Source organism: Rahnella sp. BIGb0236, from assembly GCF_004364755.1.
Classification (GTDB): domain Bacteria; phylum Pseudomonadota; class Gammaproteobacteria; order Enterobacterales; family Enterobacteriaceae; genus Rahnella; species Rahnella victoriana.
On sequence record NZ_SOAO01000003.1, the window covers coordinates 164,758 to 184,810 of the forward strand.

The 20,053-nt window shown below is 52.2% G+C and carries 17 protein-coding genes and 1 riboswitch; of the genes, 11 read left to right on the forward strand and 6 right to left on the reverse strand.

Annotation, left to right across the window (positions count from 1 at the left end):
* Positions 1 to 6: 6 nt before the first annotated feature.
* The 4 genes from bamB to EDF78_RS07635 all read left to right on the forward strand — a co-directional run bounded on the left by bamB (position 7) and on the right by EDF78_RS07635 (position 4,153).
* Positions 7 to 1,188: an outer membrane protein assembly factor BamB gene (gene bamB / locus EDF78_RS07620; protein ID WP_095923028.1), complete on the forward strand. Its 1,182-nt coding sequence runs from the start codon at positions 7 to 9 to the stop codon at positions 1,186 to 1,188.
* A 211-nt stretch (positions 1,189 to 1,399) separates the two neighbouring features.
* On the forward strand, positions 1,400 to 2,884 hold the full coding sequence (gene der, locus EDF78_RS07625) for a ribosome biogenesis GTPase Der (RefSeq protein WP_095923027.1): 1,485 nt from the start codon (positions 1,400 to 1,402) through the stop codon (positions 2,882 to 2,884).
* 69 nt (positions 2,885 to 2,953) lie between these two features.
* Complete coding sequence (locus EDF78_RS07630; RefSeq protein ID WP_133822845.1) at positions 2,954 to 3,910, forward strand: AEC family transporter; 957 nt, start codon at positions 2,954 to 2,956, stop codon at positions 3,908 to 3,910.
* Positions 3,911 to 3,922: 12 nt separating this feature from the next.
* A complete protein-coding gene (locus EDF78_RS07635; protein ID WP_095923025.1) occupies positions 3,923 to 4,153 on the forward strand; it encodes a zinc ribbon domain-containing protein in 231 nt (76 codons plus the stop codon).
* Here EDF78_RS07635 and EDF78_RS07640 read toward each other — a convergent pair.
* The 3 genes from EDF78_RS07640 to EDF78_RS07650 all read right to left on the reverse strand — a co-directional run bounded on the left by EDF78_RS07640 (position 4,138) and on the right by EDF78_RS07650 (position 6,673).
* On the reverse strand, positions 4,138 to 4,482 hold the full coding sequence (locus EDF78_RS07640) for a protealysin inhibitor emfourin (RefSeq protein ID WP_095923024.1): 345 nt from the start codon (positions 4,480 to 4,482) through the stop codon (positions 4,138 to 4,140). The two genes, EDF78_RS07635 and EDF78_RS07640, sit on opposite strands and share 16 nt — an antisense overlap.
* Positions 4,483 to 5,517, reverse strand: coding sequence for a M4 family metallopeptidase (locus EDF78_RS07645; RefSeq protein ID WP_095923023.1), 1,035 nt, complete (start codon positions 5,515 to 5,517; stop codon positions 4,483 to 4,485). It lies immediately after the preceding gene.
* 73 nt (positions 5,518 to 5,590) lie between these two features.
* The gene (locus EDF78_RS07650; protein WP_119822667.1) at positions 5,591 to 6,673 is read right to left on the reverse strand and encodes a LacI family DNA-binding transcriptional regulator; all 1,083 of its coding nucleotides are present in this window, start codon (positions 6,671 to 6,673) and stop codon (positions 5,591 to 5,593) included.
* A gap of 214 nt (positions 6,674 to 6,887) precedes the next feature.
* On the opposite strand from EDF78_RS07650, the gene EDF78_RS07655 reads away from it, so the two are divergent.
* Together EDF78_RS07655 and EDF78_RS07660 are read left to right on the forward strand one after the other, a co-directional pair.
* Entirely contained in the window at positions 6,888 to 8,201 is a 1,314-nt protein-coding gene (locus tag EDF78_RS07655; RefSeq protein ID WP_095923021.1) for an MFS transporter, read from the forward strand.
* Positions 8,198 to 10,561 (forward strand): glycoside hydrolase family 31 protein, encoded by a 2,364-nt coding sequence (locus EDF78_RS07660; RefSeq protein ID WP_133822846.1) that lies wholly within the window; start codon positions 8,198 to 8,200, stop codon positions 10,559 to 10,561. The genes EDF78_RS07655 and EDF78_RS07660 overlap by 4 nt, the downstream gene beginning before the upstream one ends.
* Before the next feature lie 70 nt (positions 10,562 to 10,631).
* Here EDF78_RS07660 and xseA read toward each other — a convergent pair whose 3' ends face one another.
* On the reverse strand, positions 10,632 to 12,005 hold the full coding sequence (gene xseA, locus EDF78_RS07665; RefSeq protein ID WP_133822847.1) for an exodeoxyribonuclease VII large subunit: 1,374 nt from the start codon (positions 12,003 to 12,005) through the stop codon (positions 10,632 to 10,634).
* 168 nt (positions 12,006 to 12,173) lie between these two features.
* Between xseA and guaB the strand changes: the two genes are divergently transcribed.
* Positions 12,174 to 13,640 (forward strand): IMP dehydrogenase, encoded by a 1,467-nt coding sequence (gene guaB, locus EDF78_RS07670; protein ID WP_015689478.1) that lies wholly within the window; start codon positions 12,174 to 12,176, stop codon positions 13,638 to 13,640.
* A 223-nt stretch (positions 13,641 to 13,863) separates the two neighbouring features.
* Complete coding sequence (guaA, locus tag EDF78_RS07675) at positions 13,864 to 15,441, forward strand: glutamine-hydrolyzing GMP synthase (protein ID WP_119822665.1); 1,578 nt, start codon at positions 13,864 to 13,866, stop codon at positions 15,439 to 15,441.
* 114 nt (positions 15,442 to 15,555) lie between these two features.
* On the opposite strand, the gene EDF78_RS07680 is transcribed toward guaA, so the two are convergent.
* Together EDF78_RS07680 and EDF78_RS07685 are read right to left on the reverse strand one after the other, a co-directional pair.
* Complete coding sequence (locus tag EDF78_RS07680; RefSeq protein ID WP_133822848.1) at positions 15,556 to 16,218, reverse strand: DUF3313 domain-containing protein; 663 nt, start codon at positions 16,216 to 16,218, stop codon at positions 15,556 to 15,558.
* Positions 16,219 to 16,357: 139 nt separating this feature from the next.
* Positions 16,358 to 16,792 carry a GNAT family N-acetyltransferase gene (locus EDF78_RS07685; protein ID WP_119822664.1) on the reverse strand — a complete coding sequence of 145 codons (435 nt, stop codon included), beginning with the start codon at positions 16,790 to 16,792 and terminating at the stop codon, positions 16,358 to 16,360.
* A gap of 150 nt (positions 16,793 to 16,942) precedes the next feature.
* Positions 16,943 to 17,043, forward strand: a riboswitch (TPP riboswitch).
* A 67-nt stretch (positions 17,044 to 17,110) separates the two neighbouring features.
* On the opposite strand from EDF78_RS07685, the gene EDF78_RS07690 reads away from it, so the two are divergent.
* The 3 genes from EDF78_RS07690 to EDF78_RS25750 all read left to right on the forward strand — a co-directional run bounded on the left by EDF78_RS07690 (position 17,111) and on the right by EDF78_RS25750 (position 20,049).
* Positions 17,111 to 18,412: a tyrosine-type recombinase/integrase gene (locus EDF78_RS07690; protein ID WP_133822849.1), complete on the forward strand. Its 1,302-nt coding sequence runs from the start codon at positions 17,111 to 17,113 to the stop codon at positions 18,410 to 18,412.
* 216 nt (positions 18,413 to 18,628) lie between these two features.
* A complete protein-coding gene (locus EDF78_RS07695; protein WP_065370540.1) occupies positions 18,629 to 19,531 on the forward strand; it encodes a DUF1837 domain-containing protein in 903 nt (300 codons plus the stop codon).
* Positions 19,528 to 20,049 (forward strand): hypothetical protein, encoded by a 522-nt coding sequence (locus EDF78_RS25750; RefSeq protein ID WP_243839429.1) that lies wholly within the window; start codon positions 19,528 to 19,530, stop codon positions 20,047 to 20,049. Before EDF78_RS07695 ends, EDF78_RS25750 begins: the two co-directional genes overlap by 4 nt.
* Positions 20,050 to 20,053 lie beyond the last annotated feature (4 nt).

The window sequence follows — 20,053 nt, forward strand, 5'->3', positions numbered from 1 at the left end:
ACCCCGATGCAATTGCGTAAAACACTCTTGGTAGGATGGGTTTCTGTTGCCCTGCTGAGTGGCTGTTCATTGTTTAACAGCGAAGAAGACGTGGTAAAAATGTCTCCGCTGCCAAAAGTTGAGAACCAGTTTACTCCGACAAAAGTATGGAGCAAATCCGTAGGCGATGGCATTGGCGAATTCTATTCCAACCTGCGCCCGGCCTGGCAGGACAGCACCATTTTTGCCGCTGACCGTTTTGGTGTGGTCAAAGCACTGGACGCAGACAGCGGTAAAGAAAAATGGAGCGTTAACCTTTCTGAGAAGACCGGGTTCCTCTCCAGAAATATTTCCGCGCAGCTCTCTGGCGGTCTGACGGTTTCCGGCGATCACGTCTACGTCGGCAGCGAAAAAGCCATTGTTTATGCATTAAACACAAGTGATGGTAAAATCGCCTGGCAAACCAAAGTCGCGGGCGAAGCACTGTCCCGTCCGGTGGTCAGCGATGGTCTGGTTCTGGTTCACACCGGCAACGGCATGTTGCAGGGTCTGAATGAATCCGACGGTACCATTCAGTGGACCGCTAACCTGGATATGCCAACCCTGTCTCTGCGTGGCGAATCTGCCCCGGCCGTGGCCTTTGGTGCTGCGATTGTCGGTGGCGATAATGGCCGCGTCAGTGCCGTGCTGATGAAAGAAGGTCAGTTGATCTGGCAACAACGTATTTCTCAGACCACGGGTACCACTGAAATTGACCGTCTGAGTGATGTGGATACCACGCCGGTTGTTGTTGATGGCGTAGTGTATACGCTGGCGTATAACGGCAATCTGGCCGCGATGGATCTGCGTTCCGGTCAGGTCATGTGGAAACGTGATGTCGGTTCCGTCAATGACATCATTGTTGATGCAGGCCGTATCTACATGGTTGATCAGGATGACCGCGTGATGGCGCTTGATACACAAGGCGGTGTCAGCCTGTGGCGTCAAAGTGATTTGCTGCACCGTAACCTGACAGCGCCTGTGCTGTATAATGGTTACATTGTGGTCGGCGATTCCGAAGGCTATCTGCACTGGATTAACACCACTGATGGTCGTTTCGTTGCTCAGCAGAAAGTTGACAGCGATGGCTTCCTGAGTGCGCCGATTGTGGCAAGTGACAAGCTGGTTGTGCAGGCGAAGGGTGGCGAAGTTTACTCCTTCACCCGTTAATATCGCGACCGGCATCTGGCTCTGAGATCGGTTGATCCCGGGCTTTAAAACGGCTCCTGAATTGCTCAGGGGCCGTTTCGTATTCTGAAATCTGCGTAATCGTGAATGACGGATTGCGCTGTAACAATTTGAATTATAGTGGTTTGTATCGAAATTCTACAGGCCAGCTATTTGCGTTTAGCACCACCTATAAAAACACTGAGGCTTCAAAATGATACCTGTCGTTGCGCTTGTTGGGCGCCCGAATGTGGGTAAATCCACTTTATTTAACCGTTTAACCAAAACGCGTGATGCGCTGGTGGCGGATTTCCCGGGGCTTACGCGTGACCGCAAGTATGGTCGTGCCGAAATTGAGGGTAATGAATTCATCATCGTGGATACCGGCGGTATCGACGGTACCGAAGATGGCGTTGAAACCCGCATGGCAGGGCAGTCTCTGCTGGCAATCGAAGAAGCGGATATCGTGTTGTTCATGGTCGATGCCCGCGCGGGTCTGATGCCAGCCGATCAAGGTATCGCCCAGCATCTGCGCAGCCGCGAAAAAGCCACTTTCCTGGTCGCGAACAAAACGGACGGTCTGGATCCGGACAGCGCCACCGGTGATTTCTATTCGCTCGGTTTGGGCGACGTGTACGCCATCGCCGCTTCACATGGCCGCGGTGTCACACAGCTGATCGAACACGTGCTGATCCCGTTCGTGGGTGAAAAGCCGGAAGAAGTTGAGCTGACCGAAGAAGAGGCAAACGCCGCTTACTGGGCCGAGCAGGAAGCGACCGGTGACGAAATTCCTGAAGACGAAGAAGACGATTTTGATCCGCAGTCTCTGCCAATCAAACTGGCGATTGTCGGGCGTCCGAACGTAGGTAAGTCCACACTGACTAACCGTATTCTCGGTGAAGAACGTGTTGTGGTGTACGACATGCCGGGCACCACCCGCGACAGTATTTATATCCCGATGAACCGTGACGATCGTGAATATGTTCTTATCGATACGGCTGGTGTGCGTAAACGCGGCAAAGTCACTGAAACCGTGGAGAAATTCTCGGTAATCAAAACGCTTCAGGCCATTGAAGATGCTAACGTGGTGATGCTGGTGATCGATGCCCGCGAAGGCATTTCCGATCAGGATCTCTCGCTGTTAGGCTTTATCCTCAATAGCGGGCGCTCACTGGTTATCGTGGTTAACAAGTGGGATGGCATGAGCGAAGAAGCGCGTGCTCAGGTCAAAGACCAGCTGGATCTGCGTCTTGGCTTCGTCGATTTTGCCCGTATTCACTTCATCTCTGCGCTGCACGGCAGCGGCGTCGGTAACCTGTTTGAGTCCGTGAACGAAGCCTACACCTGTGCGACCACGCGTGTGAGCACTTCCTTACTGACCCGTATCATGCAAATGGCGGCTGACGATCACCAGCCACCGCTGGTGAACGGTCGCCGCGTGAAACTGAAATATGCGCACGCCGGGGGTTATAACCCGCCAATCGTGGTGATCCACGGTAATCAGGTGAAAGATCTGGCCGATTCCTATAAACGCTATCTGATGAACTATTTCCGTCGTTCACTGAAAGTCATGGGTACGCCAATCCGTATTCAGTTCAAAGAGGGTGAGAACCCGTTTGAAGGCAAGCGTAATACGCTGACGCCAAATCAGCTGCGTAAACGTAAACGCCTGATGTCTCACCTGAAAAAAAGCAAGTAATCCGCAAGCGGGGCGCATAAGAATGTGCCCCTTTTTTTCGTCTCATTTTCCCCGCAAGGAGCTGGCTGGATGTTCTGGCAGACCTGGAGTTTTGCATTTGGTGTTACGGTCCCCAACTTACTGATTTTGTTACTGGGTGTGGTGCTGCGTCGCACCGGCCTGATGGATGACAGCTTCAATGAGAAAGCCAGCCGGTTAGTGTTTAATATTGCCTTACCTTGCCTGCTTTTCTTCAGTGTGGCGCAGGGACATGACTCCTCAGGTTCAAACCTGCCGCTGGCCATTTACGGTGGCCTTGGCACCGTCGTTTCATTCCTGTTGCTGGAACTGGTGGCGATAAAACTGGTGAAGGATCCGCGTGAGCGCGGTATTTTCGTGCAGGGCGGTTTCCGCGCTAATACCGGCATCGCAGGGCTGGCGTATGCGTCACTGGCTTTCGGCAGTGAAGGGATTGCGCTGGGATCGATGTATCTGGCCGTTACGGTGATTTTGTTCAACGTATTGTCGGTGATCACCCTGACCCGCAGCCTGAAGGGCGGCCATGGCAAGCGTATCGGGCTGAAGCCGGTTCTGTACGAGGTCGTGACTAACCCGCTGATTATCGGTCTGGTGCTCGGGCTGGCATTCCAGTACAGCCATCTGCCGATGCCTGCCACCCTTGCCAGTACCGGGAATTTTATTTCCGGCATGGCGTTACCGCTGGCGATGCTCTGCGCGGGTGCCAGCCTTGACTGGCAAGCCATGTTCCGCAGTTCCAATGTGGCGGCCTGGTCTTCTGCATCACGTGTGATCTTCGTGCCTGCACTGATGACGTTCGGCGCGTGGCTGTTCGGATTTCGCGACGCGGCGCTTGGGGTTATATTTCTGTTTTCCTGCACGCCGACGGCGGCAGGCAGCTATGTCATGACCCGCGCGATGGGCGGCAACGCCACGCTGGCAGCGAACATTATTGCCGTCACCACGTTGGGTTCATTTTTCACGACCGCACTGGGCCTGTATTTACTGCGAACGCTGGGTGTTATTTAGAAGGGGAATACCATGGAAGCTCTTTGTCCGGTCTGCCGTCAGCCGATGAAATGGGTAAGCGGTCACTTTCACTGTGATGCTTGTCAGGTCGATTATAAGCAAACGGCATTATGCCCGGATTGCCAGCAACCGTTGCAGGAACTGAAAGCCTGCGGCGCGGTCGATTACTTCTGCCAAAACGGGCACGGGATGATTTCTAAAAAACGGGTACAGTTTATTTATTCCCCTTATTCAGAAGAGTGATCGTCCGGCGGCGCCTGTTTCCATAAATCCACCAGTTCTTCCGGGGTTTCGGTTTCAGGAATAATCACCACCAGACTGGCCGAATGCTCTGCCGACGCATAGTAAATCTCCAGCCGGAAATAACGCTGGTCTCCATGACCGGCGTTTTCTTTTTCCTGAGCATACGGCAGGGCTTTGTTGATGAGCTGGCAAATTTCCCGCCGCTTGTCATCACTCATGCCTGAAAGTTCCACCCGCCGTGGCCCGCTGAGTTTGGGAATAAACGCGATGCCGCCTTCGCGGTAAATTTCAATCACCGCATTACTTTCCAGCGAATCTAAAGGTTTCATTTACATCACTCCAACCTGCTCCCAGGCTTCACGCACCGCCTGAGCGACGGAAGCGTCAAATCGTTTTTCCGCATGCTGAACTGTTAGTTGAGCGAACGTGACGAAATCGGCATCTTTCGGCAGGGATTTATCGCAAACCGTGTCGTACCAGACGTAACCTGCACGTTCCCAGGCGTGACCGCCCAGTGCCGTGGCGGCCAGATAAAATGCGCGGTTTGGGATGCCTGAATTAATGTGGACGCCGCCATTATCGTCGCGGGTATTCACATAGCCGCTCATGTCGGCGGGTTGCGGATCTTTACCCAGCAGCGGATCGTCGTAGGCGGTACCGGGATGAGACATTGAGCGCAGACCGGTGCCATGAATGCCTTTTGCCAGCAAGCCTTCGCCAATAATCCAGTCGGCCTGATCCGCCGTCTGTTTCAGATGGAACTGTTTCACCAGCGAGCCAAACACATCCGACATTGATTCGTTCAGCGCGCCCGACTGGCCGTTATATTCCAGACCGGCTTCCGTTTCGGTCACGCCGTGCGACAGCTCATGCCCGACCACGTCGATGGCAATGGTGAAACGGTTGAAGATTTCGCCGTCACCGTCGCCAAAGACCATCTGCTGCCCGTTCCAGAAGGCGTTCTGATAACCTTTGTCGTAATGCACCGTGCCAAGCAGCGCCAGCCCTTTGTTATCGAGGGAATTTCGCTGATAGGCCTGCCAGAAGAAATCATAGGTGACGCCGAGATAATCATAGGCTTCATCCACCGAGACATCGCCGTTACCGGGCTGACCTTCTTTTCGCACGGACTCACCCGGGAGGCGGGTGGTATTTTTGGCATCGTAAATATCCCGCTCTGCCTGTCCCGCTTTGGCTGTCACGATTTTTTGCGGTTTGGCGTAAGGCTGCGCCATCAGGGTATTCACATGCACCAGGGTCTGTTTTGCACACCGGCGCTGCGGTTCTGAACCGTGCTCAATAATACGATTGAGCATGTAGGGCGGGATCACGCTGTGGTAACGCTTTGCTGAACTGTGATTCATGATGAATCTCCTTATCAAAAGAGTCACTGGTCAGTATAGGACCGCTGCGCGTTCCGTCGGTCAAAGATGAGATTTATCTGTCCGGCTGCGGGTCATACAACGTATGCGGATGACAGGTCACGGCGCGTCCGGTGGCTTTCCTGACCGATTCGCGCACCACCAGTTTTCCCTGTAACAACTGCGTGGTGTGGGGCGCATCGGGGCGTAACATGCGACGCTGCAACAGGGAAATGGCTTCAGCGCCCAGTTCATCGCGCGGGACGTGCACCGCCGTCAGCGGGACGTCGTGGATCTCCGCCAGATTGAATCCGTCTGTACTGAGGACGCTGATATCGCCCGGCACCGAATACCCGCGCTGAGCCAGCGCCGCCACAATGCCGGACGCCATGAAATCTCCCCCGGCCAGAATAGCCGTCGGCATCGGCTGGCCGGGCGGTAAGGCATCGAGATATTCCAGCAAGGCCTGTTCGCTTTCCTGCGCACCGAATCCTGAGGTATTCAGCAAATGCTGGCTGTCACTGAAGGTCATATGATGGCGGGCGAACGCCTGTCTGATGCCGGTCAGGCGCAATTCCATGGTATGACGGCGCAGACACTGCACGGTCACGATATGGTTATGCCCCTGAGAAAACAGGTAGTCACAGGCGAAATCGCCCATGGTCTGATGATCCGGACTGACGCTGTCGTGTCGCATATGGCGGTCATGACAATTGACCAGCACGCACGGTTTGCCCATCTCGGCAGCGAGCTGATGAATGTGCGGATCGTCGATACCGACCAGCAACACGGCTTCGGTCTGCGGATCGGTCATTTTGGCGATGAACAGCGCAGCATCGGCGTTTTCTTCTTCCATCGCACAATACCGGACGCGCACTTCATGATGGGCAGTGGCCGCCAGAATGCCCTGGATCACTTTGTAGTAAAAAATATCACTGCGCACATCAAAGGCGCGAGCCGGTGCAAAAATCAAAATGTTGTTGAGCATCAGCCTGCCGGTGGAAAGCTCGTTCAGCACCCCCTGCGCTTTGGCGCATTCAAGCACGGCGTCACGCGCCTTGCTGCTGGTGTTATTTTTCCCGGCTAAAACCCGCGAAACGGTACTGATCGACAACCCTGTCTGGTCGGCAATTTGCTGGATATTTAACTTTCCTTTCAAACTGTGATCTCCTTCAAAATCGTCCCTGCAAAAATTTTCATATCAGAAGATGTGCTGCCTGTGAGCATTTATCCTCCCTGACTTCCCGGTGCAGTTATAGCGTGAAAGCTTTTGCAAAAAATCACGTTTCCCTCACAAATCCGTGTGCCTACTCTGCAGAAGTACCTCACATACCACATCATCTGCGGCAAGGCCGACGGGTGGGAGAACGGACATGACAATTCAAATAAATACCGGGACAGCTGCGGTCGCAGGGCGCAGAAAAATAAAAGCCTTACGCTGGTGGATGCTGGCGCTGTTTCTGCTTGGCGTGACAGTCAACTACGTCACCCGAAATTCACTGGGGTTACTGGCGGCTGAACTGAAAACCAGCCTGAACATGACCACTGAACAATATTCTTATATCGTCGCGGCGTTTCAGGCGGCTTACACCATTTTCCAGCCATTGTGCGGCTGGCTGATTGATGTGATTGGCCTGAAGCTGGGCTTCCTGATTTGCGCCTCCATCTGGGCAGTGGTGTGTATGCTGCATGCGGGCGCGGGCAGTTGGATCCAGCTTGCCGTGCTGCGCTTCTTTATGGGCAGCGCCGAGGCGGCGGCCACACCGGCCAACGCCAAAGCCATTTCCGACTGGTTCCCGCGTAAAGAGCGTCCGGTTGCCGCGGGCTGGGCAGGCGTGGGCTTCTCGATTGGTGCCATGCTGGCTCCGCCGATTATTCTGGTAGCGCATGTGTCATTTGGCTGGCGCGGTGCGTTCCTGTTCTGCGGCGTGCTGTCGATGTTATGGGTCCTGCTGTGGTGGAAGTTCTACCATTCACCGGAAACCCATCCGAATCTGAGCAAAGATGAACTGGCGCTGATCCGCTCTGACAACGAGCCGCAGCAAACACGTCTGCCGTTTATCAAATCGCTGAAAATCGTCTGCAAAAACAAAAAATTCTACGGTATCGCCATTCCGGCATTTCTGGCTGAACCTGCGTGGGCGGTGTTCAGTTTCTGGGTGCCGCTGTATCTGGCTAACGAACGCGGAATGGATTTAAAACACATTGTGATGTTTGCCTGGCTGCCGTTCCTGGCCGCCGACCTCGGCAGTATTGCCAGCGGCTACCTCACCACGCTGTACCGCAAAGTGTTTGGCTGCACCCGCATTAACTCCATCGTCGCCAGCTCCGTCACCGGCGCATTTATGATGCTCTCGCTGGCACTGGTTGCCGTGACGCAAAGCCCGTACGCCGCCATTGCTCTGATTTCCATCGGCGGGTTCGGCCATCAGGTGATTTCCTGCATGTTGAGCGCGGTAGTGGTAGAGACATTCGATAAAAGTCAGGTGGCGACGGTCAACGGTATGCGCGGTTCCTCCGCATGGATCGCCAGCTTCCTGTTTTCACTGCTGATCGGCGCAGTTGCCGACAAAATGGGTTTCAATCCGCTGTTTATCGCGATGGGTTTCTTTGATTTGATTGGCGCAGTCTTCCTGATTGCTCTGATCGCTGAACGCCGCAATCCGGCTAAAAGGGAGAGTGTATGAAGACGTTAAAACACTGGGAGCTTGCCGGGCAACATGACGCAGGCGTGGATTTGCGCGTTGATGATAAGCATCTGTTTTCTCTGCGCGTGCTGGAGCAGGGGCTGGTCCGCGTGTTTATCCAGCGTCATGGTGAACTGGCGCTGGATCGTACCTGGAGCATCGCGCCGCAAAATGACGTGCCGTGGGAAGGGCGTGACCGCCTGAGCAACGACGGTTTCACCGTGCCGGGTTATCAGCTGACGCAGGGCGATGACCATCTGATACTGACCACTGACGCGCTGCGCGTTACGGTTCATCAGCCGTTGTGGCTGGAATGGGAATACAAAAACGAGGCGGGTACCTGGTTGCCGCTGGCGAAGGATCGTAAAACCGGCGCCTACATGCTCGGCGTGAAAGGGGACGAATCCGCACACTATCAGCTGCGCGAACCGCAGGACGGCGTGTTCGGGCTGGGCGAAAAAGCCGGTGATCTCAACCGCAGCGGCCGCCGCTTCGAAATGCGCAATCTGGACGCGATGGGCTATAACGCCGCCAGCACCGATCCGCTGTATAAACATATTCCGTTTACGATGACCCGCCGCAATGACGTCAGTTTCGGCATGTTCTACGACAATCTCAGCAATGTCTGGCTGGATCTCGGCAATGAACTGGACAATTACCATCTGCCATACCGTCGTTTCAGTGCGGAAGCCGGTGATCTGGATTACTACCTGTTTGTCGGGCCGACCTCGCTGGACGTCACCAAAAAGCTGGTCAGGCTGACCGGTAAAACCACCTTCGGGCCAAAATGGAGCCTCGGCTACAGCGGTTCCACCATGTATTACACCGATGCGCCGGATGCCCAGCAGCAGCTGATGAAATTCATCACGCTGTGCGAACAGCATGAAATTCCGTGCGATTCATTCCAGTTATCATCGGGCTACACCTCGATCGGCAACAAGCGCTACGTCTTTAACTGGAACTACGACAAAGTGCCTGAGCCGGAAGTGATGTCGAAAGCGTTTCTTGACGCCGGTATCCGCCTGGCGGCAAACATCAAACCTTGTCTGTTGCAGGATCACCCGCAATACGGGCAGGTCGCTGAGCAGGGATTGTTTATCCGCGACAGCGAAAGCGACGTGCCGGAACGCTCTGTGTTCTGGGATGACGAAGGCTCGCATCTGGACTTCACCCATCCTTCCGCCGTGCGCTGGTGGCAAAATGGCGTGACACAACAGTTGCTTGCAAAAGGCATCGGCTCGACGTGGAACGACAACAACGAATATGAAGTCTGGGACCGTGATGCGCGCTGCCATGGTTTCGGTAAATCCATCGCCATCAAACATATCCGCCCGGTGATGCCGCTGCTGATGATGCGTGCGTCGTTTGAAGCGCAGCAGAAATTTGCGCCGGAAACCCGTCCGTACCTGATCTCCCGTTCCGGCTGTTCCGGCATGCAGCGTTACGTGCAAACCTGGAGTGGTGACAACCGTACCAACTGGCAGACGCTGCGCTACAACACGCGCATGGGGATTGGCATGAGTCTGTCCGGTTTGTACAACGTCGGGCATGACGTCGGCGGGTTCTCAGGCGATAAGCCGGATGCCGAACTCTTTGTCCGTTGGGTGCAAAACGGCGTGATGCATCCGCGTTTCACCATTCATTCCTGGAACGATGATCACACCGTGAACGAGCCGTGGATGTATCCGCAGGTGACGCCGCTTATCCGCGATGCCATTCGTCTGCGTTACCGCCTTCTGCCGTATTTCTACACCTTGTTATGGCAGGCGCATGCGGATGACGAGCCGATGTTGCGGCCGACATTCCTCGATCACGAGCACGATAAAAATACCTTTGTGGAAACGGATGATTTCCTGATGGGCCGGGATTTGCTGGTCGCCAGTGTGGTCGATGAAGGCCAGCGTGAGCGTCAGGTTTATCTGCCGGATAACGGCATTGGCTGGTGCGATTTCTACACCGGCGAATGGTTTGCGGGGGGGCAGACAATCACGCGGGATGCGCCGCTGGATCGCCTGCCGCTGCTGGTGCGTGCGGGCGCTGCGTTGCCACAATCCTGCCGTCTGGCACATGTCGATATCCGCAAAGATACGCTGCGTGAGTTGCATGTGTATCCGGCACCGGGTCAGGCGACATCCTCAGGGTTGCTGTTCGAAGACGACGGCGAAAGCCATCGCTGGGAGCAGAATCATGCGCTGTGGCTCAACTGGGATATTTGCAGTGACGAGCAGCGAATCAATATCACGCTGACGCAGCGCGGCGATTTCAAACCTGGCTGGAAAACGCTGGATATGGTGTTGCCGGAAGGTGAAACGCGCGAAGTGCGGGTCAATGGTATGAAGACCAACAGCTATAATTTGTAAGCTTTTCAATCTCCCCTCCCCGTCTCCCCCTGCGAAGGGGGAGACGGGGAGGGGGCTTTAAACCCAACACTTATTTAACTGCACGTTTCCGCGCTTTCTTCTCCACCACAATCGATTTCACTTCACTTTCAATCCAGCCATCGGCCAGACGCGTTTTCAGTGTTTCGCCCGGCGCAGTCTGCGTGGTTTTCTTCAACAATGCGCCCTGTGGCGTGGTCGTCACGCTGTAGCCGCGGGCGAGTGTCGCCAGCGGGCTGACGCCTTCCAGCTGTGTACAGGCGGTGCCGAAACGCTGACGGCTTTCCGCCAGTTGTGATGACATCGCCTGTTGCAGCCGGTATTGCAGTTGCTGAACCCGTTGCTGGGCGCGGTGAATGCGCGGCTGCGGCTGTTGTTGCGTCAGGCGCTGCTGCAAACGGTCGGTGCGACGCAGCATCTGGCGCAGCTGATTTTGCATCGCCTCATCCAGACGACGACGCAATTTGAACAGCGCCGTTTGCTGGCGTGCCAGACGTAAATGCGGATGCTGTTGTTGCAGGCGATGATTCAGACGGGTAAAGCGTTGCGTCAGCTGTGCGAGGTAATAATCCATCGCCATTTCGAGGCGTTGCTGCTGCGACTGGATCTGGCGCAATAATTCCAACTGATTTCGGCTGATCAGTTCGGCGGCGGCAGACGGCGTTGGCGCGCGTAAATCCGCGACAAAATCAGCAATCGTCACATCGGTTTCGTGGCCGACGGCGCTGACAATGGGAATGCGGCTGGCAAAAATCGCCCGTGCCACCCGCTCATCGTTAAAGCTCCACAAATCTTCCAGCGAACCGCCGCCGCGCCCGACAATCAGCACATCCACTTCTTCGCGGGCGTTCGCTAACTGAATGGCACGGACAATCTGGCCCGGCGCATCTGCGCCCTGAACGGACGTCGGATAAATAATGACGGGCAACGACGGGTCACGACGCTTTAAGACATTTAACACGTCATGCAGCGCAGCACCGCTGGCGGAAGTAATCACCCCCACGCATTTAGCGGGTGAGGGCAGCGGTTGTTTAAACTGCGCATCAAACAGACCTTCGGCGGCCAGTTGTTGTTTCAGTAAATCGAATTTCTGCTGTAACAGACCGTCGCCCGCTTCCTGCATGCTTTCTGCAATCAGCTGATAATCGCCACGTGGTTCGTACAACGTAATCGTAGCGCGAACTAAAACCTGCTGGCCATTTTGCGGGCGGAACGTGGTGCGGCGGTTGGAATTGCGGAACATGGCGCATTTGACCTGCGCCCGGTCATCTTTGAGCGTGAAATACCAGTGGCCGGAGGAAGGCTGAGAGAAGTTTGAAATCTCACCGGAGAGCCAGACCTGACCCATTTCGTTTTCCAGCAACTGTCGGACCGTCTGATTGAGGCGGCTTACGGTAAAAATAGGAGGCGAAGAAGGTAGCGACATGTGATCCAGATCAAATTCAAAAACAGAGACTTAATCGAACGATACTACATGCCCGCAAAAGGTAATCAAGAAGTTTTTGAAATAGTTCTGGTCGGAATGCCTACTCACCTGTATACTCCCGCTGCAATATTTTATCTTTTCCGCATCCACCTTGGTGAGATATTGCCCATGCTACGTATCGCAAAAGAAGCACTAACGTTCGACGACGTTCTCCTTGTTCCAGCCCACTCCACAGTTCTGCCTAACACTGCCGACCTCGGTACTCAACTGACCGCTAAAATCCGTCTGAATATCCCTATGCTGTCCGCAGCGATGGATACCGTGACTGAAGCGAATCTGGCGATTGCTCTGGCGCAGGAAGGCGGCCTCGGATTCATCCACAAGAACATGTCTATTGAGCGTCAGGCGGAAGAAGTCCGTCGCGTGAAGAAGCATGAAAGCGGCGTTGTTGCTGACCCTAAAACCGTCACACCTTCAACCACTCTGCGTCAGGTCAAAGAACTCACTGAAATCAACGGTTTTGCCGGTTATCCGGTCGTGACGGAAGAAAACGAACTGGTCGGTATTATTACCGGCCGTGACGTGCGCTTCGTGACCGATCTGGAACAGCCTGTCACTGCGGTCATGACGCCGAAAGAACGTCTGGTCACCGTGAAAGAAGGCGAAGCCCGTGAAGTCGTGCTGCAGAAAATGCACGAAAAACGCGTAGAGAAAGCGCTGGTGGTTGACGCGCAATTCCATCTGCTCGGTATGATCACCGTAAAAGACTTCCAGAAAGCCGAACGTAAACCGAACGCCTGTAAAGATGAGCAGGGCAGCCTGCGCGTCGGTGCAGCGGTTGGCGCAGGTGCGGGCAACGAAGAACGTATCGATGCGCTGGTGGCTGCCGGTGTTGACGTTCTGCTGATCGACTCCTCTCACGGCCACTCCGAAGGCGTTCTGGAACGTATCCGCGCCACCCGCGCAAAATACCCGGATCTGCAAATCATTGGCGGTAACGTGGCGACTGGCGCAGGTGCTCTGGCACTGGCCAAAGCAGGCGTGAGCGCAGTGAAAGTCGGTATCGGTCCTGGTTCAATCTGTACCACCCGTATCGTGACCGGCGTAGGCGTTCCGCAAATCACTGCCGTTTCTGACGCAGTTGAAGCGCTGGAAGGCACCGGTATTCCGGTTATCGCTGACGGCGGTATCCGCTTCTCCGGTGACATCGCAAAAGCTATCGCTGCTGGCGCAAGCTGTGTGATGGTCGGCGGGATGCTGGCAGGTACTGAAGAATCGCCGGGCGAAATCGAGTTGTACCAGGGCCGTTCGTACAAATCTTACCGTGGTATGGGTTCTCTGGGCGCAATGTCCAAAGGCTCTTCTGACCGTTACTTCCAGACTGACAACGCCGCTGACAAACTGGTACCGGAAGGTATCGAAGGTCGCGTGGCGTATAAAGGCCGTCTGAAAGAGATCATCCACCAGCAAATGGGCGGTCTGCGCTCCTGTATGGGGCTGACCGGTTGTGCTACCATCGACGACCTGCGCACCAAGGCTGAGTTTGTCCGTATCAGCGGTGCAGGGATCCAGGAAAGCCACGTGCATGACGTGACGATTACCAAAGAGTCACCGAACTACCGCATGGGATCTTAATTCCACAGTCGCTGCTGCGCGTCGGCGAGCCGGCGTTGGAAGCTGGCTCAAAATGCTCATTTACGTCATGTAAACTGCGCTTTATCGCCAGCTTCCGCCTTGCCTCACCTTAGCTCGCGAGCGCCTGGATCGAGTCACTACCAATTTATACCCAGCCCGATGTTTCCGGGCTGATTAATATTCCGTTTTAACGCTTTTATTGCTTTCTGGAAAACGCCCCCTCATGAGCGAAAATATTCACAAGCACCGTATCCTGATCCTCGATTTCGGCTCCCAGTACACCCAACTTGTTGCGCGCCGCGTGCGTGAACTGGGTGTCTATTGCGAACTCTGGGCCTGGGACGTAACCGAAGCCCAAATCCGCGAATTCAACCCGAACGGGATCATCCTGTCCGGCGGCCCGGAAAGTACCACCGAGCATGACAGCCCGCGTGCACCAGATTATGTTTTCGAAGCCGGTGTTCCGGTTCTCGGCGTCTGCTACGGCATGCAAACCATGGCAATGCAGTTAGGCGGCCATGTTGAAGGTTCTAACGAGCGCGAATTTGGTTATGCGCAGGTTGAAGTGCAGACGGAAAGCGCGCTGATCCGCGACATTCAGGATGCCCTGAGCGAGAACAACAAACCGCTGCTCGACGTCTGGATGAGCCACGGTGATAAAGTGACGGCCATCCCGTCTGATTTCGTGACCGTCGCCAGCACAGATTCCTGCCCGTTTGCCATTATGGCGAACGAAGAAAAACGCTTCTACGGTGTGCAGTTCCACCCGGAAGTGACGCATACCCGTCAGGGCCTGCGTATGCTCGAACGTTTCATCATGGACATCTGCGAGTGCGAAGCATTGTGGACGCCTGCGAAAATCATCGAAGACGCTGTTGAGCGTCTGCGTGTGCAGATTGGCGACGATCACGTGATCCTCGGCCTGTCCGGTGGCGTTGACTCTTCCGTCACCGCCATGCTGCTGCACCGCGCCATTGGCGACCGTCTGACCTGCGTATTCGTCGATAACGGCCTGCTGCGCCTGAATGAAGCCGATCAGGTGCTGGAAATGTTCGGTGACCGTTTCGGTCTGAACATTGTTCACGTCGCTGCGGAAGAGCGTTTCCTGTCTGCACTGGCGGGCGTTGATGAACCCGAAGCCAAACGTAAAATCATTGGCCGCGTCTTTGTTGAAGTGTTCGATGAAGAAGCCTGCAAACAAGACGAAGTGAAATGGCTGGCGCAGGGCACTATCTACCCTGACGTGATCGAATCCGCCGCGTCTGCCACCGGCAAAGCGCACGTGATCAAATCGCACCACAACGTGGGCGGTCTGCCAAAGGAAATGAAACTGGGTCTGGTTGAGCCGCTGAAAGAGCTGTTCAAAGACGAAGTGCGTAAAATCGGTCTGGAACTCGGCCTGCCGTACGACATGCTTTACCGTCACCCGTTCCCGGGTCCAGGTCTGGGCGTTCGTGTGCTGGGCGAAGTGAAGAAAGAATACTGCGACCTGTTGCGTCGCGCCGATGCAATCTTCATCGAAGAACTGCACAAAGCCGACCTGTACAACAAAGTCAGCCAGGCATTCACCGTCTTCCTGCCAGTGCGTTCCGTTGGCGTGATGGGCGATGGCCGCAAATATGACTGGGTGGTTTCCCTGCGTGCAGTAGAAACCATCGACTTTATGACCGCGCACTGGGCGCACCTGCCGTATGATTTCCTCGGCCGCTGCTCCAACCGCATCATCAACGAAGTCGACGGCATTTCCCGCGTGGTGTATGACATCTCCGGTAAGCCACCGGCGACGATCGAGTGGGAATAAGTTTTAGCGCAAGCTGAGGCGTAAATCCTGTAAAAACGCCAGTGTGATCGCAAGATCCACTGGCGTTTTTTATGTCTGAATTTTATTGCGGAATCACTCAGAACCGCACTGTTTTTAATCGCGCGGGAACAGTTTTGTGTCGTTCGCCATGCTGTCTACCACCACTCTCAGATCATTGGCGGTGACTTTCTGGCTGTCATTGGACACCTGTTTGCCGAACCCTTTACGCACGACTTTAATCACCGGTTTACCTGTGCTGGCGTCGATCAACTCACCTTCAAAGTAGACTTCGGTATCACGGGTACGGTGGCCTGTCGCCGTTTCAGTACCGGCAATCACCAGCGCAACCGGGATGACTTCATAGAACTGCAAACCTTCTGCCGCTGTATTCACACCGGTGATAGCACCTTTGAAAATCAGGGTGCGCGGGCCAGCCACGTCGGTCAGTTGCATACGTTCGGCCAGTGCCGGTTTCATACGGCTGTTGGCGTAATCCAGAACGCCCTGCAAGGTTTCCTTGCTGATTTGTTCCGTTGGCTGAGGTTCAGGATAGAATTTGATCGGCTCATATTTGATATAGGAATAATTTGAGCGTTTGTAAGAAGGATCAATCCAGCGCAGCACAGGGTTGCCGGACCCTGTTTTCACTTCCTTAAGTCCGGAGTAATCGCCGAGGAAACCGGAGAATTTTTCAGTCTGTGTCACATGGCTGGTACAGCCGGCCAGGAACAGCGCGCCGGTCACTGCAGCAACCTGCATCAGTTTTATTGTTTTCATTCGTACCCTCGAAAATTTTTAAGGAAGACAAGGTATGTATAGCACCGCTGCAAAATTTAACCTCTTCACTACAAAGAAAAATTGATATTCGTCAGGATCGCGAAAATTCAGTTCTGTGGGGTAATCATTTCGTCTTTAATTATTTTTTTGATGAATGAAACAGATAGTATTCCCCCTTCGGACTTTCCCCCGTAGAGACGATGTTCCAGCCCTTTGACAGGTAAAAGCTGACCGAATTTTCACTCTTTACTAAACATTTCAGCGAGCCCTGACGGGTGAACGTTTCTTCGGCGGCGTGTAGCAAGGCCGTGCCTGCGCCGGTTCCCTGATATTGCGGATCGATAAACAGGTTATGCAGAAAATTTTCCTGCGTGAAGATCGAGGCAAAACCCAGTAAATGCCCGTCACGTTCGGCGACCAGTATTTTTTCACCGATCACGGCACGGTCAAAATCCTCCAGTTGAAAATCGTCTTCCAGCCAGGTCCAGGTATGTTTGCGTGACGCCAGATATAAGGTACGCAAGAAAGGGCGGTCTGCTTCCTGGTAGGGGCGGATGTGAAGGGATGATGGCAAAGAGAACTCCTGAGAAAGGTTTAACATCAATGTCTGTCTTCATATTTGCCTTTTGATACTGCCAGCGAACAGGGGCAAGTTCAATGGGGTCGTCAGCCGGTTTTTATCGCATTTCCTGATTGATCTTCTGGCCTGCGCCACCAATAATGTCCCCTTGACTCGGGGTGCCCGCTTGCAAAAGTCAGGGCTGAGATTTTACCCGTATTACCTGATCTGGATTATGCCAGCGTAGGGGGCCGAAATTCGGCCTACTTATCATGAGATTGACTCTCTTTTTGTCGGTGCATAATGCACTTGAGGTACAAAAAGGGTGTATTCATGGGGTACAGAACTCTTCCATACACGTTTCAGCGAAACGGCAACTACTACCTTCAAATCCGGCTTTCAAATGGCAGGATATATAAGAAATCCCTTCTCACTGACAGCTATCGTGAAGCATCTGCTTTGATGATTGGCGTCACTCCGCATATTCCTTTTGTTAAATCATTAGCTACGCCGATCTCAGTTTTCGATTCATTTTTGTCAAACCTGATTACGTCAGAACGCCAGGCTGTGAGAAATCCACTTTTCCCCCACCAGCAGATAGCTCCTCCTGTTGAAATCGTGGAATCTCAACCGCCAGCCGAATCGGAAAAAGTGATAACCCTCTCGGATGCGTGGGCGATGTACAAAGACGAAAAGGGGCGAAACTGGACGAAATCGATCTCAATGGCAAATAAGCGCTACATGGAAGTGTTGCTAACTGTCTTGGGCGGAGAAACTAATGTCACGGCTATCACCAAGCAGGACATTAAACAGGTGATGGAAGTTGTTGAGAACCTCCCTAAGCGAGTTGTACAGCCTTATCGCTCAATGACCATTCAGCAATTGATAGAATGTGACGATGCCCCGGCTGATGAACTGGTCGGGGTTGAAGCCATCCATAAACATCTAAAGCTCTACAAATCACTGTTCAAAACTTTTCTTACTGAAAGTAAAGACGTTTTGCTGAAGTCGCCAACTGATGGGGTAGTGGCTGCACCATCGAAAGCAAGATTTGGCGCATACAGTACAGCCGAGATGAAAAAGTTTGTAGGGTGGGCGCTTAAGCAGCCCGATAACTGGCAAAAATGGATCACGTTGTTATTGGCATACACGGGAGCGAGAAGAGGCGAGATAGGAAAGCTGGAGAAGTCACAGATTAAATTTGACGAAGATAGCCAGCGTTACTATTTCCTGATTGCTGAAGGAGGGCAGGGGAAAACTGAGAACGCTACGAGGCAGGTAGTCATCCACCCTAAGTTAATCGAATGGGGTTTCATGGATTACGTTGATCGCCAGTGGAAAGAGCGGATTTTTTCAGAAGTGGCAGGTACGAACATGACGAAGATCGGCAAAGTGTTTGCTGATGTTCGGGATCAGTTGGGTATTCCTTATCTGGACGATTATGGACAGCGGCGGTTGCTGCATTCTATCCGTCACTCGGTCTGCTCTGCGGCAATGGCTGGTTGGGTGACCAACATTCTTCACCTACAACAGACGGTAGGCCATGAGAAGAGTGGTGGGATCACGAAACGCTATTTACATAAGTTTCCACTATCATCAGTTTGCTATGTTATTGATGGGATTTATTGGATCTGAGATAGCATATTCGTTATGAATGTTTTGCTATGATAAACGTGAGAGTTAAGTATTTATTTGTATTACAGACCATTCCAATAGTGCATTTTTTGAACAAAAACATCAAAACATCACTTGACTGTATATTAATACAGTATCTATAATCAGTGCAAGAAATCGACAACATATACTTGGTATGATAAATTTTGTCCATGATAACAAGAAGGTATTGTGGATATGCTACTACCAATACGAGTTGATAAACGGTTTTTGAACTTATTTAAGACTGTACAAATAGACACTTGCCCACAGCAATCAACGTTAAACTTGCATATATTGAATATTGAAAGCAATCAATTCATATATTCAAAGTTGGTTGAAGAACTTCGGGAACTTATTATTAGTTATGTACATTCTAATAGGCGAATTGAAGAGTTTAAACAAAACTATCCTGCTTATAGTCCTAAGCCATTCTTTGAAGCAATACAAAAATTCCGAAGTTACACTTCAAATGAAGGTGAATTGGGTGAGTTGCTCTTATATGCCTTTCTTGAGGCAGGATTAAATGCTCCCAAACTACTTTCCAAAATGGAATTGAAAACGGATTCAAATGACTATATTAAAGGTTCTGATGGTGTACATTTATTAGAAACAGACGATAGTTTTCAGTTAATTTTTGGTGAGTCTAAGTTGTATGCCGATCTGTTAGACGGTGCTCGAGAGGCATTTGATTCTATAGTTGACTTCAAGGCTAATGGAATGGGGTTTGAAAGAGGGTTAATAGATACACATGTTATAAATGAAATGGTTTCAGAAGCTGGATATGAAAAGATAAAAGAAGTTTTGCTACCCTCTGGTAATAATGGACCGGATCTCGACCTGTCATTTGGCATATTTCTCGGATTCGAACTACCAGTTGATAATTCCATCTTAGCATTGAAGACCAAAGAATTCAGAGAGTGGGTAAATGAATCTGTTAAAGAGCATGCTTCACGTGTTGTTAAAACCATACAAAAAAAGATTATCAATCATGGATTATTTGGGCATGAGTTTCACATATATATAGTCCCTTTTACAAATATAGATATAACGCGTAAGCAGCTAATTAAAGATATGCTAACTATAGAGGGGGATTCATGAGTGAATTAAGCTCTAATAATATTCATTTAGCGGCTCGCCTTGCAGAAGATGCTTTTGCGAGCCCTTATTTTAAAGAAATATATAAGTATATAAGTGAATTATATGACAAGTTTTTATTTGATCGGGGAGCGATAAAAATTCTTGAGCTGTCTGAAACCAATAAGATCTCGCATGCTTTACGTTTTGCCGATATTTTGTCTCACTCCGATGTTGAAGTGTATAGAACTCGTGCATTTGAAATAATAAGCAAAATAGCAGCATTCAAAAATGATGATCCATATTTCAAATTTATAGGTTCAGCGGTTATAAATAGAATTGGGGTATACGCAGCTGAAAAATTAATATCTGATGGGGTCTCATTACCCTTAGATCGAGAGATAGACTCCATAATAAAAAAATCGGTACAAAAAACAGATGACGATGGGATATATTTCACGGACAGGCAATATGAGTTGTATCAATTATTGAAAAACAGTTCAACTATTAGCTTTGCTGGCCCAACCTCAATGGGGAAATAATTTG

Coding starts and splice junctions, on each gene's coding strand:
- EDF78_RS07640 (WP_095923024.1), bottom strand. CDS start 4,482: ATGAAACCTTTAGATTCGCTGGAAAGTAATGCGGTGATTGAAATTTAC.
- EDF78_RS07655 (WP_095923021.1), top strand. CDS start 6,888: ATGACAATTCAAATAAATACCGGGACAGCTGCGGTCGCAGGGCGCAGA.
- der (WP_095923027.1), top strand. CDS start 1,400: ATGATACCTGTCGTTGCGCTTGTTGGGCGCCCGAATGTGGGTAAATCC.
- bamB (WP_095923028.1), top strand. CDS start 7: ATGCAATTGCGTAAAACACTCTTGGTAGGATGGGTTTCTGTTGCCCTG.
- xseA (WP_133822847.1), bottom strand. CDS start 12,005: ATGTCGCTACCTTCTTCGCCTCCTATTTTTACCGTAAGCCGCCTCAAT.
- EDF78_RS07645 (WP_095923023.1), bottom strand. CDS start 5,517: ATGAATCACAGTTCAGCAAAGCGTTACCACAGCGTGATCCCGCCCTAC.
- EDF78_RS07635 (WP_095923025.1), top strand. CDS start 3,923: ATGGAAGCTCTTTGTCCGGTCTGCCGTCAGCCGATGAAATGGGTAAGC.
- EDF78_RS07630 (WP_133822845.1), top strand. CDS start 2,954: ATGTTCTGGCAGACCTGGAGTTTTGCATTTGGTGTTACGGTCCCCAAC.
- guaB (WP_015689478.1), top strand. CDS start 12,174: ATGCTACGTATCGCAAAAGAAGCACTAACGTTCGACGACGTTCTCCTT.
- EDF78_RS07680 (WP_133822848.1), bottom strand. CDS start 16,218: ATGAAAACAATAAAACTGATGCAGGTTGCTGCAGTGACCGGCGCGCTG.
- EDF78_RS07695 (WP_065370540.1), top strand. CDS start 18,629: ATGCTACTACCAATACGAGTTGATAAACGGTTTTTGAACTTATTTAAG.
- EDF78_RS07660 (WP_133822846.1), top strand. CDS start 8,198: ATGAAGACGTTAAAACACTGGGAGCTTGCCGGGCAACATGACGCAGGC.
- EDF78_RS25750 (WP_243839429.1), top strand. CDS start 19,528: ATGAGTGAATTAAGCTCTAATAATATTCATTTAGCGGCTCGCCTTGCA.
- EDF78_RS07690 (WP_133822849.1), top strand. CDS start 17,111: ATGGGGTACAGAACTCTTCCATACACGTTTCAGCGAAACGGCAACTAC.
- guaA (WP_119822665.1), top strand. CDS start 13,864: ATGAGCGAAAATATTCACAAGCACCGTATCCTGATCCTCGATTTCGGC.